At 62.8% G+C, this 15,780-nt stretch carries 11 protein-coding genes; 2 read left to right on the top strand and 9 right to left on the bottom strand.

The window, feature by feature from the left end; genetic code table 11:
- Positions 1-29: 29 nt before the first annotated feature.
- The 4 genes from rpsG to rpoB form a co-directional block, all read right to left on the bottom strand.
- A complete protein-coding gene (rpsG, locus tag QFZ40_RS04575) occupies positions 30-500 on the bottom strand; it encodes a 30S ribosomal protein S7 (RefSeq protein WP_011692813.1) in 471 nt (156 codons plus the stop codon).
- A 1-nt stretch (position 501) separates the two neighbouring features.
- Positions 502-876 (bottom strand): 30S ribosomal protein S12, encoded by a 375-nt coding sequence (gene rpsL / locus QFZ40_RS04570; RefSeq protein WP_011692814.1) that lies wholly within the window; start codon positions 874-876, stop codon positions 502-504.
- Positions 877-1,365: 489 nt separating this feature from the next.
- Entirely contained in the window at positions 1,366-5,265 is a 3,900-nt protein-coding gene (locus QFZ40_RS04565; protein WP_306903120.1) for a DNA-directed RNA polymerase subunit beta', read from the bottom strand.
- A 112-nt stretch (positions 5,266-5,377) separates the two neighbouring features.
- Positions 5,378-8,887 (bottom strand): DNA-directed RNA polymerase subunit beta, encoded by a 3,510-nt coding sequence (gene rpoB / locus QFZ40_RS04560; protein ID WP_306903119.1) that lies wholly within the window; start codon positions 8,885-8,887, stop codon positions 5,378-5,380.
- 436 nt (positions 8,888-9,323) lie between these two features.
- On the opposite strand from rpoB, the gene QFZ40_RS04555 reads away from it, so the two are divergent.
- Both QFZ40_RS04555 and QFZ40_RS04550 read left to right on the top strand, forming a co-directional pair.
- Positions 9,324-10,523: an acetyl-CoA C-acetyltransferase gene (locus QFZ40_RS04555; protein ID WP_306903118.1), complete on the top strand. Its 1,200-nt coding sequence runs from the start codon at positions 9,324-9,326 to the stop codon at positions 10,521-10,523.
- Positions 10,523-11,020 (top strand): aminoacyl-tRNA deacylase, encoded by a 498-nt coding sequence (locus tag QFZ40_RS04550; RefSeq protein ID WP_306903117.1) that lies wholly within the window; start codon positions 10,523-10,525, stop codon positions 11,018-11,020. Before QFZ40_RS04555 ends, QFZ40_RS04550 begins: the two co-directional genes overlap by 1 nt.
- Positions 11,021-11,075: 55 nt before the next feature.
- Here the strand turns inward: QFZ40_RS04550 and rplL are convergent, their stop codons facing one another.
- The 5 genes from rplL to rplA form a co-directional block, all read right to left on the bottom strand.
- Positions 11,076-11,453 (bottom strand): 50S ribosomal protein L7/L12, encoded by a 378-nt coding sequence (gene rplL, locus QFZ40_RS04545; protein ID WP_306903115.1) that lies wholly within the window; start codon positions 11,451-11,453, stop codon positions 11,076-11,078.
- A 77-nt stretch (positions 11,454-11,530) separates the two neighbouring features.
- On the bottom strand, positions 11,531-12,151 hold the full coding sequence (rplJ, locus tag QFZ40_RS04540; protein ID WP_306903113.1) for a 50S ribosomal protein L10: 621 nt from the start codon (positions 12,149-12,151) through the stop codon (positions 11,531-11,533).
- Between the two features lie 304 nt (positions 12,152-12,455).
- Positions 12,456-13,574 (bottom strand): GNAT family N-acetyltransferase, encoded by a 1,119-nt coding sequence (locus tag QFZ40_RS04535; protein ID WP_306903111.1) that lies wholly within the window; start codon positions 13,572-13,574, stop codon positions 12,456-12,458.
- Between the two features lie 8 nt (positions 13,575-13,582).
- A complete protein-coding gene (locus QFZ40_RS04530; protein ID WP_306903110.1) occupies positions 13,583-14,740 on the bottom strand; it encodes a GNAT family N-acetyltransferase in 1,158 nt (385 codons plus the stop codon).
- A gap of 135 nt (positions 14,741-14,875) precedes the next feature.
- Positions 14,876-15,583, bottom strand: coding sequence for a 50S ribosomal protein L1 (gene rplA / locus QFZ40_RS04525; RefSeq protein ID WP_306903109.1), 708 nt, complete (start codon positions 15,581-15,583; stop codon positions 14,876-14,878).
- Between the last annotated feature and the right edge of the window lie 197 nt (positions 15,584-15,780).

Below are 15,780 nucleotides of genomic sequence, written 5' to 3'. Positions count from 1 at the left end.
TCATTCGAGCCGGCGGCGTCCGGGAAGTATTACCAGCGGTAGTGTGCGAAGGCCTTGTTGGACTCGGCCATCTTGTGGGTGTCTTCGCGGCGCTTCACGGCGGCTCCGAGACCGTTGGAGGCATCCAGGATCTCGTTCTGGAGGCGCTCGGTCATCGTCTTTTCACGGCGGGCCTTGGAGTAGCCGACCAGCCAGCGCAGTGCGAGTGCGGTGGAGCGGCCCGGCTTGACCTCAACCGGAACCTGGTAGGTTGCGCCACCGACGCGGCGGGAGCGGACCTCGAGGGAAGGCTTGACGTTCTCCATGGCCTTCTTGAGGGCCGCAACGGGGTCGCCGCCGGACTTGGCGCGGGCGCCTTCGAGGGCACCGTAGACGATGCGCTCTGCGGTGGACTTCTTGCCGTCAACCAGCACCTTGTTGATCAGCTGCGTGACCAGCGGGGAGCCGTAAACGGGATCTAGTACGAGCGGCCGCTTGGGGGCCGGACCCTTGCGAGGCATATTACTTCTTCTCCATCTTTGCGCCGTAGCGGCTGCGGGCCTGCTTACGGTTCTTCACACCCTGGGTATCGAGGGCGCCACGGACGATCTTGTAACGGACACCCGGAAGGTCCTTAACACGACCACCGCGAACGAGCACAATGGAGTGCTCCTGCAGGTTGTGGCCTACACCGGGGATGTAAGCGGTGACTTCGACGCCACCGTTGAGGCGCACACGCGCCACCTTGCGGAGAGCCGAGTTCGGCTTCTTCGGGGTGGTGGTGTAAACGCGGGTGCAGACGCCGCGGCGCATGGGGCTGCCGTTAAGTGCGGGAGCCTTGGTCTTCTTGACCTTAGGCGTGCGGCCCTTGCGGACCAGCTGGTTAATCGTAGGCACTCTCGTGTTCTCCGTTTTATCCGGAGTGGCCGCTTCCGGCCACTCTCCTGTTGCGTTGCCCCGCCGCCCGGGCTTTGAAGAAAATCTCCAGAGCAGCTGAGGCGAAGCCTTAATAGTCGGATCGCATACGCCGGGGGTTGACCTGACTCGCGTCTTCAAAGTTCCCTAGGCATGCAAAAATGTGGCATACGTTGCACAAGAACCCTGCAAACCGGAAACGTCGCTCTGGTTCAGCCTTTCAGCTGGAACGGGCGCACTCATCCACTGCCACAATAACAATTGGGTTCAAGTCTAACATGGACTGCCGCGAGGCCTTAATCGGCGTCCTGCTCCCCCAATGACCCGTGCTTAAACAGCAACGCGGGGTCACTACTGGCCCAATCCGAGGTGCGGATTGGGCCGTAAGTGACCCCGCGTTGCTTGTAAGGGCTGGGCGGCAGGGTTCCCTACGTGGCGCGGAACGCGACACGTAGGGAACCGCCCGGCCCGCTAGCGGAAGTCGTTGCCCAGGTCGTAGTCATCCAGCGGGATGGCGTGGAACTCAGGAGCTCCGTCGCCGCCCAGTGTGTCGTACGAGAAGTCACTGAATGCGCTTGGGCCGGTGAACAGATTGGCCTTCGCTTCTTCAGTGGGCTCCACGGTGACCTCGGTGTAGCGCGGGAGGCCCGTGCCGGCCGGGATCAGCTTACCGATGATGACGTTCTCCTTGAGGCCGAGCAGCGGATCGCTCTTGCCTTCCATGGCCGCCTGCGTCAGGACGCGGGTGGTCTCCTGGAAGGAAGCTGCCGACAGCCAGGACTCGGTGGCCAGGGACGCCTTGGTGATGCCCATGAGCTCAGGACGTCCGGAAGCCGGAGTCTTGCCCTCGGACACGACGCGGCGGTTGGCATCCTCGAAGCGGCTGCGCTCGGCGAGCTCGCCGGGCAGCAGGTCCGATTCGCCGGACTCGATGACCGTGACGCGGCGCAGCATCTGGCGGACGATAACCTCGACGTGCTTGTCGTGGATACCGATGCCCTGGCTGCGGTACACGCCCTGGACCTCGTCCACCAGGAACTTCTGCGCGGCACGGGGGCCCATGATGCGCAGAACCTGCTTGGGATCCACCGGACCGTTGATGAGCTTCTGGCCAACCGTGACGTGCTCGCCATCCTCAATGAGGAGGCGTGAACGGCGCAGTACCGGGTAGGCGATCTCTTCAGATCCGTCATCCGGGGTGATAACCAGGCGCATCTGGCGCTCGGACTCTTCGATGGTGATGCGGCCGGCTGCTTCTGCAATCGGTGCGACACCCTTCGGAGTACGGGCTTCGAAGAGCTCCTGGATACGGGGCAGACCCTGGGTGATGTCGTCGCCACCGCTGGCGGACACAGCACCACCCGTGTGGAACGTACGCATGGTCAGCTGGGTACCCGGCTCACCGATGGACTGTGCGGCGATGATGCCCACTGCCTCACCGATGTCCACCGTCTTACCTGTTGCCAGTGAACGGCCGTAGCACAGGGCGCAGGTGCCGACGCTGGACTCACAGGTGAGTACGGAGCGGACCTTGACCTCGGTGACGCCGGCTGCGAACAGTTCAGCGATCACGACGTCGCCGCAGTCGGTGCCGCCGGCTGCAAGGACATTGCCCTTGGAGTCCAGAACATCAACGGCGAGCGTACGGGCGTAGGCGCTGTTCTCGACGTTCTCGTCCAGGACAAGCTCACCGTTGGCGTCGGCGACGGCGATGGCCGTCACCAATCCGCGCTCGGTGCCGCAGTCCTCTTCGCGGACGATGACGTCCTGCGACACGTCCACCAGACGACGGGTCAGGTAACCCGAGTTGGCGGTACGCAGTGCGGTGTCAGCCAGACCCTTACGGGCACCGTGCGTTGCGATGAAGTATTCCAGCACCGACAGGCCCTCACGGTAGGAGGACTTGATGGGACGGGGGATGATTTCACCCTTAGGGTTGGCCACCAGGCCACGGATACCCGCGATCTGACGAACCTGCATCCAGTTACCACGTGCACCGGAGGACACCATGCGGTTGATGGTGTTCATCGGAGACAGGCTGTCGCGCATTGCCTGGGCGATCTCGTTGGTTGCCTTGTTCCAGATCTCGATCAGTTCCTGGCGACGCTCGTCGTCGTCGATCAGGCCCTTGTCGTACTGGCCCTGGATCTTGGCAGCCATGGTCTCGTAACCGGCGAGGATGGCCGGCTTGTCCTTGGGTACCTCGATGTCCGAGATGGCAACGGTCACACCCGAGCGGGTGGCCCAGTAGAAACCGGCATCCTTCAGGTTGTCCAGCGTTGCCGCTGTAACAACCTTCGGGTAACGCTCGGCGAGGTCGTTGACGATCCGGGACAGTTCGCCCTTGTCGGCAACGTCCTCAACCCAGGGGTAGTCCTCAGGCAGGGTCTCATTGAAGAGGACCTGGCCCAGGGAGGTTTCAACGAGGGCAGGCTGACCCTGCTCCCAGTCCTCCGGAGCTTCCCAACCCGGGTAAGGGACAAAGCCCTCAAGCCGGATCTTGACCTTGGAGTTCAGGTGCAGTTCGTGCAGGTCGTAGGCCATGATGGCTTCCGCAACTGAACCGAACACGCGGCCTTCGCCAGCTGAACCAACACGCTTGGTGGTCAGGTGGTAGAGGCCGATGATCATATCCTGCGAAGGCAGGGTCACCGGGCGGCCATCGGACGGCTTCAGGATGTTGTTCGAGGAGAGCATCAGGATGCGTGCCTCAGCCTGGGCTTCGGGGCTCAGCGGCAGGTGCACTGCCATCTGGTCGCCGTCGAAGTCGGCGTTGAATGCGCCACAAACCAGCGGGTGAAGCTGGATTGCCTTACCTTCAACAAGCTGCGGTTCGAACGCCTGGATGCCGAGGCGGTGCAGGGTAGGTGCACGGTTCAGCAGCACCGGGTGTTCGGTGATGATTTCCTCGAGCACGTCCCAGACCTGCGGACGGTAACGCTCGACCATACGCTTGGCCGACTTGATGTTCTGCGCGTGGTTGAGGTCAACCAGGCGCTTCATCACGAACGGCTTGAAGAGCTCCAGCGCCATCTGCTTGGGCAGGCCGCACTGGTGCAGCTTCAGCTGCGGGCCGACGACGATGACCGAACGGCCGGAGTAGTCAACACGCTTGCCAAGGAGGTTCTGGCGGAAACGGCCCTGCTTGCCCTTGAGCATGTCGCTCAGGGACTTCAGCGGACGGTTGCCAGGCCCGGTGACCGGACGGCCGCGGCGGCCGTTGTCGAAGAGGCTGTCAACAGCTTCCTGAAGCATGCGCTTCTCGTTGTTGACGATGATCTCCGGAGCACCGAGGTCAAGCAGGCGCTTGAGGCGGTTGTTGCGGTTGATCACGCGGCGGTAGAGGTCGTTGAGGTCGGAGGTCGCGAAGCGGCCACCGTCCAGCTGGACCATCGGGCGCAGTTCCGGCGGGATCACCGGGACAGCGTCCAGCACCATGCCGAGCGGGCTGTTGTTGGTGGTCAGGAACGCGTTGACCACCTTCAGGCGCTTCAGGGCACGGGTCTTCCGCTGGCCCTTGCCGTTGGCGATGATGTCGCGCAGCAGGTCCGACTCGGCCTGCATGTCGAAGCTCTCAAGACGCTTCTTGATGGCCTCGGCACCCATGGAGCCTTCGAAGTACATGCCGTAGCGGTCACGCAGCTCGCGGTAGAGTCCTTCGTCGCCTTCGAGGTCAGCGACCTTGAGGTTCTTGAAACGGTCCCAGACCTGCTCGAGGCGCTCGATCTCGGCGTCGGCGCGCTTGCGCACGTTGGCCATCTGGCGGTCGGCGGAGTCGCGGGCCTTCTTCTTGTCGGCAGCTTTGGCACCTTCACCCTCGAGGCGCGCGATCTCGTTTTCGAGGTCGCGTGCGATCGTGGCGATGTCGGAGTCGCGGTTGTCGATCAGCTGCTTCTTCTCGATGTCGTGCTCAACCTGCAGGTTGGGCAGTTCCTCGTGGCGGCTGTCGGCGTCGACGCTGGTGATCATGTAGGCAGCGAAGTAGATGACCTTTTCGAGGTCCTTCGGTGCCAGGTCAAGGAGGTAGCCCAGACGGGAAGGAACACCCTTGAAGTACCAGATGTGAGTGACCGGGGCGGCCAGCTCGATGTGGCCCATGCGCTCACGGCGGACCTTTGCACGGGTGACCTCAACGCCACACCGCTCGCAGATGATGCCCTTGAAGCGCACACGCTTGTACTTGCCGCAGTAGCATTCCCAGTCACGGGAAGGGCCGAAGATCTTCTCGCAGAAGAGGCCGTCCTTCTCGGGCTTGAGCGTGCGGTAGTTGATGGTTTCCGGCTTCTTAACCTCGCCGTACGACCAGCCACGGATGTCTTCCGCGGTGGCGAGGCCGATCTGCATGAGGCCGAAGGAGGATTCGCTGGACATATGGTCCCTGTTCTCTCTTGTTCTCTAAATTCTGAAGTCTTGGGTTACGGGAAGAGGGAGAGGTTCAGGAAAGGCAGTGCGGCGGCGCCGTCTGCCTTTCCCGAACGCTCTGCTAAACCTCTTCTACGGAACTGGGCTCTGCACGAGACAGATCGATGCCCAGTTCTTCCGCAGCCGTGAAGACTGCGTCATCAGAGTCACGCATTTCAATTGTGGTTCCGTCCGTGGAAAGCACTTCCACGTTCAGGCACAGCGACTGCATTTCCTTGATCAAGACCTTGAAGGACTCAGGAACGCCCGGCTCGGGGATGTTCTCGCCCTTGACGATTGCTTCGTAGACCTTCACACGACCGTGGATATCATCCGACTTGATCGTGAGGAGTTCCTGGAGCGTGTAAGCGGCGCCGTAAGCTTCGAGCGCCCACACTTCCATCTCACCGAAGCGCTGGCCACCGAACTGTGCCTTACCACCCAGCGGCTGCTGCGTGATCATGGAGTACGGGCCGGTGGAGCGGGCGTGGATCTTGTCGTCCACCAGGTGGTGGAGCTTCAGGATGTACATGTAGCCGACCGAGATCGGATCCGGGAACGGCTCGCCGGAGCGGCCGTCGAACAGGCGGGTCTTGCCTGAGGAGTTAATCAGGCGGTCACCGTCGCGGGTCACGTTGGTGGAGTCCAGCAGCCCAGTGATTTCTTCTTCACGGGCGCCGTCGAACACCGGCGTTGCAACAGTGGTCTGGCCACTCTCGCGCGGCAGGTTCGGCAGCTGCTTGACCCACTCGGGCTCGCCTTCGATCTTCCAACCGGTCTTGGCAACCCAGCCGAGGTGCGTTTCCAGCACCTGGCCGACGTTCATACGGCCCGGAACACCCAGCGGGTTCAGGACAATATCAACGGGGGTGCCGTCGGCAAGGAAGGGCATGTCCTCGATCGGCAGGATCTTGGAGATAACACCCTTGTTGCCGTGGCGGCCGGCGAGCTTGTCGCCGTCGGTGATCTTGCGCTTGGCGGCCACGTAGACGCGGACCAGCTGGTTCACGCCCGGGGGCAGTTCGTCGTCGTTGTCGCGGTCGAAGACCCGGACACCGATAACGGTGCCGGACTCGCCGTGCGGAACCTTCAGCGAGGTATCGCGCACTTCGCGGGACTTCTCACCGAAGATGGCGCGCAGCAGGCGCTCCTCCGGGGTCAGTTCGGTTTCACCCTTCGGGGTGACCTTTCCGACCAGGATGTCGCCGGCTTCAACCTCGGCACCGATGTGGATGATGCCGCGCTCGTCCAGGCCGGCAAGGACTTCCTCGGACACGTTGGGGATGTCACGGGTGATTTCCTCGGCACCAAGCTTGGTGTCGCGGGCATCAATCTCGTGCTCCTCGATGTGGATGGAGGAAAGGACATCCTCGGCAACGATGCGCTGCGAGAGGATGATGGCGTCCTCGAAGTTGTGGCCTTCCCAGGACATGAATGCCACGAGGAGGTTCTTACCCAGGGCGAGCTCGCCCTGGTCCGTTGCCGGGCCGTCGGCGATGATGCCGCCGACTTCCAGGCGCTGGCCTTCGTTCACCAGGACACGGTGGTTGTAGCAGTTGCCCTGGTTGGAGCGGGCGAACTTGTTGATGCGGTAGTTGGTTTCCGTGCCGTCGTCGTTGAGCATGATGACGAGCTCGGCGGAGACCTCGGTGACCACACCTGGCTTCTTGGCGATGACAACGTCACCGGCGTCGACTGCAGCGGCGCGCTCCATGCCGGTTCCCACGAAAGGAGCCTCGGAGCGGACCAGCGGCACGGCCTGGCGCTGCATGTTGGCACCCATGAGTGCGCGGTTAGCGTCGTCATGCTCGAGGAACGGGATCAGGGCGGTAGCCACGGACACCATCTGGCGCGGGGAAACGTCCATGAACTCGACGTCGGCGGCGGGAACCAGAACCGGCTCGCCTCCACCACCGCGGGCACGAACCAGGACGGTCTCTTCGGCGAACTTCTTGTTCTCGTCCAGCGGAGCGTTGGCCTGTGCGATCAGGACCTCTGCTTCGTCGTCGGCAGTGAGGTACTGGACCTCATCCGATACAACGCCTTCGGACACGAGACGGTAAGGCGTCTCGATGAAACCGAACGGGTTGATGCGGCCGTACGATGCCAGCGAACCGATCAGACCGATGTTCGGGCCTTCAGGGGTTTCAATCGGACACATACGTCCGTAGTGGGACGGGTGAACGTCTCGGACTTCCATGCCTGCACGGTCACGGGACAGACCACCCGGGCCAAGCGCGGACAGACGGCGCTTGTGGGTCAGACCCGAGAGCGGATTGTTCTGGTCCATGAACTGCGACAGCTGGGACGTTCCGAAGAACTCCTTGATGGCTGCAACCACGGGGCGGATGTTGATCAGGGTCTGAGGCGTGATCGCTTCAACGTCCTGGGTGGTCATACGCTCGCGGACAACGCGCTCCATACGGGACAGGCCGGTGCGGACCTGGTTCTCGATGAGCTCGCCGACGGCGCGGATGCGGCGGTTGCCGAAGTGGTCGATGTCATCGATCTCGACGCGCAGCTCGTGGTCCTGGCCGTCACGCTTGCCCGTTAGGGTCTTCTCGCCCGCGTGCAGTGCAACCAGGAACTTGATCATGGCCACAATGTCTTCAACGTGCAGGACTGAAGCTTCCTTGTCGCCAAGGGAGCGGTCGATGCCAAGCTTGCGGTTGATCTTGTAACGGCCGACCTTGGCCAGATCGTAGCGCTTGGAGTTGAAGTACAGGTTGTCCAGCAGGGACTGGGCAGCCTCGACGGTGGGCGGCTCGCCCGGTCGCAGCTTCCGGTAGATGTCAAGCAACGCGTCTTCGCGGGTTTCGGTGGCGTCCTTCTCCAGCGTTGCGCGCATGGAGTCGTACTGGCCGAACTCTTCGAGGATCTGGCCTTCGGTCCAGCCGAGGGCCTTCAGCAGCACCGTGACGGACTGCTTGCGCTTCCGGTCAAGGCGTACGCCGACCTGGTCGCGCTTGTCGATCTCAAGCTCGAACCATGCACCGCGGGACGGGATGATCTTGGCGGTGAAGATGTCCTTGTCACTGGTCTTGTCCGCAGTGCGCTCGAAGTACGCACCCGGTGAACGGACCAGCTGGGAAACGACAACACGCTCGGTGCCGTTGACGACGAAGGTACCCTTCTCGGTCATCAGCGGGAAGTCGCCCATGAACACGGTCTGCTGCTTGATTTCGCCCGTGTTGTTGTTCATGAACTCGGCCTTGACGTACAGCGGAGCCGAGTACGTTGCGTCCCGGTCCTTGCACTCGGCCATGGTGTACTTGGGGTCAGCGAACTCCGGATCGGAGAAGCTCAGGGACATGGTGCCCTGGAAGTCCTCGATCGGGGAGATCTCTTCAAAGATGTCCGAGAGACCGGACGTGGTGGCGACGCTGAGATCGTTTTCTTCGACGGCCTTCGCTACGCGTGCCTGCCAGCGTTCGTTTCCGACCAGCCAGTCGAAGCTGTCCGTCTGCAGGGCAAGAAGATTCGGAACGTCAAGAGGTTCGTGAATCTTTGCGAATGAGAGCCGGCGAGTGGCACCATCAGTGCTGTCGGCGGTGTTAGCGGTTTCGTTATTAGAGGTGCTCGAGGCGACCAAGAGGGATCCTTCCACAGACCTTCAGGCGTTTTCAGATCTCCCCCGCTGTGCACCCTGCAGAATGACTCTGCAGTGCTACCATCCGGTTCCGCTATATGACCCGGGGCCCGCACTGAACATGTGTGACGTTGTTGACGGCACGCTAATGGTCAGCTGCTAGGCAAAGCCCACCGCTATATGAAGGCTGAAGGTAAACAGGGAAGACGCAAATATCTACGATACGGCAAAATAACCTACGTGTCTACCCCACATCCGGCCTGATTGCAAGCACCGATTTTTCCGCTGCTGCTTTGAGGTGACGCTCCCCTGTCAGCTGCGCTCGTGCCGGCACAGCCTCAGCGTCGGAATTAGCGGTGCCCCTCAAGCGTTTGGATGGATAGGTGATGAGCCTCACGATAGCCTTGGCCTACATCGTTTCAGATCGGAAGAGATAACAATGGGCAATTCCGCAGGCAACACTGACGTTGTCATCCTTGGAGCAGCACGCACCCCGCAGGGCCGCCTTAACGGGCAACTGGCGAGCTTCACCGCCGTCGAACTCGGTGCTCACGCCATCAAGGCCGCCCTGGAAGCAAGCGGGGTGGACGCCGGCCGCGTCGACGCGGTCATCATGGGCCAGGTGCTCCAGGCGGGCGCCGGTCAGAACCCGGCCCGGCAGAGCGCGATCGGCGCCGGTATCGGCTGGAATGTCCCCACGGTCACCATCAACAAAGTGTGCCTCTCCGGCCTGACCGCCGTCATCGACGCCGCGCGCATGATCCGCAGCGGCGACGCGACCGTGGTGGTGGCGGGAGGCCAGGAATCAATGACCCGCGCACCCCACCTGCTGCCCGGCTCACGGCAGGGCTGGACCTACGGCGCCATCCAGGCCCTGGACGTGGCCGCGCATGATGGCCTGACCGACGCGTTCGACGGTCAGTCGATGGGCCTCTCCACTGAGACCAAGAACCTCACCCTGGGCATTGACCGTACTTCCCAGGACAACGTGGCGGCGCAGTCGCACCAGCGCGCGGCCCTCGCCGTCAAGAACGGCGTTTTCGACGACGAGATTGCCCCTATCAGTGTCGTTCAGCGAAAAGGCGACCCCGTGGTGGTCTCCACCGATGAAGGAGTCCGTCCCAACACGTCAGTGGAAACGCTCGCCGGCCTGCGTGCCGCGTTCGTCAGCGACGGAACCATCACTGCCGGAAACTCCTCCCCGCTGTCCGACGGCGCCGCCGCCCTGGTGCTCACCACGCGCGCCTTCGCTGAGGAAAACGGGCTTGAATACCTGGCGGTAGTGGGGAAACCCGGCCAGGTGGCCGGCCCGGACAACTCCCTCCATTCGCAGCCATCGAATGCCATTAAAGAAGCCCTCTCACGCGCCGGCTGGAGCATGGCAGACCTGGACTTCATCGAAATCAATGAAGCCTTCGGCTCAGTTGCCGTGCAGTCCCTGAGGGACCTCGACTATCCGCTGGAAAAGTGCAACCTGCACGGCGGAGCGATCGCACTCGGCCATCCGATTGGCGCGTCCGGCGCCAGGCTTGCCCTTCATGCCGCGCATGAACTCAAACGGCGCGGCAGCGGCAGGGCGGCTGTTTCACTTTGCGGAGGCGGCGGACAGGGCGAAGCCCTCCTGCTGTACCGGGACTGATGGCGGGGATGCCCGCGGACGGTACGGTCGGCGTCGGCAGGGAGCGTTTCCTCGCCGACGCCGGGGCACGCGGCCTGGAGGTCCAGGTCGTGGAGCGCCTCGCCGCCAGGAGCCTGGAGGAGGCCGCCGGAATCCTGGGCATCCGTCCGGCGGACATCGTCAAGTCGCTGGTGGTCAAGCATAAGGACGGCAGCTTCCTGTTCGCCCTCATCCCGGGCGACCGGCAGATCTCCTGGCCCAAGCTCAGGTCCCTGCTGGGCGTGAACAAACTGTCACTGCCGCCGGCCGACGTCGCACTGGACGCGACGGGCTATGAACGGGGAACCATCACCCCGCTGGGCAGTACGAACGCCTGGCCGGTGTATGCGGACGCCTCGATTACCGGCCGCCGGATTTCGATGGGTGCCGGGGAACACGGCTACAGCGCCTTTGTCGACGCCGATGCCCTGACCGCCGCCCTGGGTGCTGTGGTGGCTGACATCAGCGAGCCCGCCTAGACGCAGGAAACCCCGCCCACCGGAGTGGACGGGGTTTCTTGAGAAGCAGCGTGAGTTACTTGAGGGTAACGCGGGCGCCGGCTTCTTCGAGCTGTGCAATTGCCTTCTCGGCAGCTTCCTTGGTAACACCTTCGAGAACAGCCTTGGGAGCGCTGTCAACCAGGTCCTTGGCTTCCTTCAGGCCCAGGGAAGTGATGGCGCGAACTTCCTTGATCACTGCGATCTTCTTGTCGCCAGCAGCTTCGAGAACGACGTCGAATTCGGTCTTCTCTTCAGCTTCTTCTGCAGCAGCGCCACCGGCGGGGCCGGCAACAGCAACAGCGGCTGCGGTAACTTCGAAGGTCTCTTCGAAGAGCTTGACGAACTCGGAGAGCTCGATGATGGTCAGTTCCTTGAAAGCTTCAATGAGCTCTTCGTTGGTGAGCTTCGCCATGGTTGGCGTCCTTCCTATAGTGGTGTTCGGCGGCGCAGGGCCGCGCTGTCACACCGGAGTCTGGTGGGTAAAGAGAATCAGTTCTCTTCGGCAGCAGCCGCGTCGGCTTCAGCCGGAGCTGCTGCCTCTGCTGCTGCATCCGCTGCGGGAGCTTCTGCTTCGGCGGCGGGGGCTTCGTCAGCGGCGGGAGCTTCAGCTTCTGCCGGAGCGCCGCCCTCTTCTTCAAGCTTGAGGCGCAGGGCGTCAATGATGCGTGCAGCGGCGGCAGCAGGAGCCTTGAGGACACCTGCAACGCGTGCGAGCTGCAGCTCGCGGGACTCGAGCGCTGCCAGTGCGGCAACTTCGCTGGCGTTCAATGCCTTGCCTTCGAAGTAACCGGTCTTGATGACCAGCTGCTTGTGGGCCTTGGCAAAATCCGTCAGGCTCTTGGCAGCTGCAACTGCGTCACCCTTGATGAACGCGATTGCAGTGGGGCCGGAAAGGTCGCCGTCGAATGCTTCGACACCGGCTTCCTTGGCTGCAATGGCGGTCAGGGTGTTCTTGACGACCGAGAACTTGGTGTCCTGGCCGAGAGAAACACGCAGCTGCTTGAGCTGTGCAACGGTGAGCCCGCGGTATTCGGTCAGGACAGCGGCGTTCGATTCCTTGAAATCGTTAGTGATCTCAGCTACTGCTGAAACCTTGGTAGGCGTTGCCATAACCCTCCTTCCGGGGATAGTGCCGGTATTCCGGGTCCCCGCTCAGGTGAGCTAAAACTAAAAACGCCCCGCGCAGATGCACGGGGCTTGGCTCAACGCGGTTATTTCCGCGGAGCTTTGCTTCGTTCACCTGCGCCGGCCGCCCTACGTTCAGGGTCCTTCGTCCAGAAAGCCACTTGCCCTCCCGCGCACAACTGCAGAGTTGAGCTGTGTTCAGGAGAGTGGATTTCCAACAACCGACGGTCTTTGGTAGTTCAAGCTTACGGGACGCCCCGGTCCTCTACCAAATCCGCCAATTCGTGGCTCAGCTGCTGCTCGATCCCAGGTGGGGAAGTTCCTTCTGCCAGATGCCTGTTACTCCCGCGGTGGTGAAGCCCAGTTGCTGGTTGACTGTCAGGAGGTACCTGTTCTCCGGGGCGTTCCAGGTGTAGATGACCCGTGCATCCGGAAACTGCTCAGTGAGGCGTTCCATGTTGGCCACCTTGATGAGCAGGCCCAGCTTGTTTCCGCGGTGCTCCTGCAGCACCAGCGTGTCATCCTGGAAGACAACATCGGCGCGGTGCGCCAGGACACTGATCGTGGTCAGGCCCACCAGCGCGCCGCTGGCCAGGTGCTCAACCGCCGTAACCACCGTCCGCCGGCCCTGCGCAATGGTGACCTCTTCCGCTTCCCGGAGGATGCCGCCGTCGAACACCATGTCCTGCTCGACGGGAGTTTCAAGAGAGGGGTCGACGTCGGCGCCCGCCTGGTTCTCCAGCGTCGCCACCGCTTCCAGCCACAGGTCCGGGCAGCGGTCCGTCCAATGGTGCAGGCGGTAACGGCCGTTGTTGGCTTCATCTGCCTCGGCCTGGAGATCGGCCACAAGTTTGGAATCCAGCGGCAGGACGCACGAGCTGAACTGTTCAATGTGCTGCAAGGTATACCCGGTCTTACGGGCAAATTCCACTTCCCGGCTGGCGAGCGGCACAAATCCCTGGCCCGAGCCGGGCACCAGCTGGGCCTTCTCGAACTCATGCAGTGAAGCCCCCGGATGGTTGGTGTCCACCAGGATCATGGTGCGGCCCTCGCCGCGGGCCATGTGTTCGGCGGCAATGAGCAACTTCCGGCCCACACCCTGCCGCTGGAACTCGGGCAGGATGTCCAGGGTGAATTCCGCGAGGTCCAGGTTGTCCGTGAGCGGAAGGGCGATGTCAACGGTTCCCACGATCTCACCGTCAACTTTGGCCACGAGGATGATCTGGCGTTCATACGGGTCCGCCAGCTCGAGGAGTTTCTCCAGCGGCGCGTAGGCCAGGTCATCGCTACCCCAGGTCTGCATCCGGACCTTGCGTCCCACTTCGACGGCGGCGAGGAAGTCTTTGGCGTCCGGCGCCTCAAGGGAGTCCGGGATCCAAAGCTGCTCGATCTGTACGTTTCTTGCCATAAGGGGCATCATCCCAGCCGTTTCTGCCACTCACCTTCATAGCCATCAGGCCTGAATCCAAGCGAAATATTTATCGCCAGCATATGCTGGTTTTCACTCGCGTTCCATGTAAGCACCGACCGCGCGCCGGGCCAGCGCCGCTGTGCTGCACGGAGATTCGCCACCTTGACCAGGGTCCCCAGACGGCGTCCCCGGTGCTGCGCCGATACCAGGGTGTCCTGCTGGATGATGGCTTCCGGCACACCCGGGCGCCAGTTCAGGACCGTGTAGGCCACGAGCTCCCCGGTGCTCCGCTGCATCGCCGCAGCCACGACAGTCTGTACGCCGCTGCGCATCAGCGTCTCCTCCTCGTGGCGGACCCTGCCTACGTCCCAGTCCTCGGCTTCCCAGTCCATCCCGGCCACCGGAACGTCGGTGCTCATCCGGCGCTTCAACACGGCGTACCCGTCCACGAACTCCGCGGGGCAGCTGTCGGCCCAGCCAACGGGAAGGTAGTCTCTCGCCTGCGGCGCGGCCTCGGCCTCCAAAGCGGACAGGTGCCCGGAGGGTACGGGCAGGGCCAGCCGGCTTGATCTCTCGACCTGCTCGAGTTCATAACCTGCTCCGGCGGCAAAGGCAACGGACGGATCCTCTTCGGGAAGTCCGCCTGCCCCGGATTTCGCCGGCAGCAGGGGCCCGGCGCGCTCCACAAGCTCAGCCGGGAGCTCGAAGTAGGCATCGAGGGAGGTCCGGCCTCGGTCGCGCGCAACCGCCTCAGCATGCTCAAGCAAGCGGCGCCCCCAGCCCCGCCTGCGGTACCCGGGCGCTACCAGGACATCGATGCCTGCCGTGCCAGTGTTCTCCCGCAGCGGCAGGGTCACGGAGCACGTGCCCACCGTTTCCTGGCCCAGCCGTGCCAGGAAGAGCGCGCGCTCCTCGTACTCGCTGCCCCGCCAATATTCGACGCTCTCCGGCTCTGTCGTGCAGCGGTCCAGGTTGCCCCATTTCTCCAGCTCATGCGCCTCGCGCAAGGCGTGGCTTTGACGGAAGTCGCTGAAACTCCCTGTGCCCGCGGCATTGGCTCCCCACCCGCCGTCGGACGTTCCGTCGTGGGATCTTCCATCGTGGGGTAGCGGGGGGACGGCGACGGCGGTAATCACCAGTTCGCTCAAGTCCCCCGTCTCCATTCCCCCAGCCTAATTCCTTCCCGGCCTAGCGATGCTGAGGACTTCGTCGATCGTGTGGAACGGCAAAGGACCGCCCGGCGGAATGCCGGACGGTCCTTGTGAGCCGGAAGGATCCGGCAGCTGGAACTGAAAGGATTAGACCTCGGTCAGAACCTTGGTGACGTTGGGGTCAACCGAGATGCCAGGACCAAACGTGGTAGCCACGGTGGCCTTCTGGATGTAGCGGCCCTTGGAAGCGGACGGCTTCAGGCGAAGCACCTCTTCCAGTGCTGCTGCATAGTTCTCAGCCAGCTTGATGGCGTCGAACGAGACCTTGCCGATGATGAAGTGCAGGTTCGAGTGCTTGTCGACGCGGAAGTCGATCTTGCCGCCCTTGATGTCGTTGACAGCCTTGGCGACGTCTGCCGTGACGGTGCCGGTCTTCGGGTTCGGCATCAGGTTACGCGGACCCAGGACTTTACCGAGGCGGCCAACCTTGCCCATGAGGTCAGGGGTCGCAACGGCTGCGTCAAAGTCGGTCCAGCCGCCCTGGATCTTTTCAATCAGGTCATCGGAACCAACGAAGTCGGCGCCGGCAGCGATTGCTGCCTCAGCCTTGTCGCCCGTTGCGAAAACCAGCACGCGGGAAACTTTACCGGTGCCGTGCGGCAGGTTGACGGTGCCACGGACCATCTGGTCGGCCTTGCGGGGGTCGACGCCCAGACGGAATGCGACCTCAACGGTGGCGTCGAACTTGGACGGGTTGGTGTCCTTGGCGAGCGTTACTGCCTCGAACGGTGCGTAGAACTTCTCCGCGTCGATCTTGGCGGCTGCTGCCTCATATGCTTTGCTGCGCTTTGCCATGCTGCTTATTTCTCCTTGTGCAGTTGTGGTCTGCGGACCGCGCTGGGCCCTGCCACAGTCGGTGAGCGGGCTCGTTATCCGTGCCCGGTTCCCAACATTTCGGTTTGTGCCGTTTGTCCGGCAATGGTGCCGGTTGCCCGGCGTTGCCGCCCGCCGTCGTTATCCATTTTCAGAATCCGACGTCTGGCAGCGGAAGG

The sequence above is a fragment of the Arthrobacter pascens genome, assembly GCF_030816475.1.
Classification (GTDB): Bacteria; Actinomycetota; Actinomycetes; order Actinomycetales; family Micrococcaceae; genus Arthrobacter; species Arthrobacter pascens_B.
This window is presented reverse-complemented; position numbering and strand designations above follow the sequence as displayed.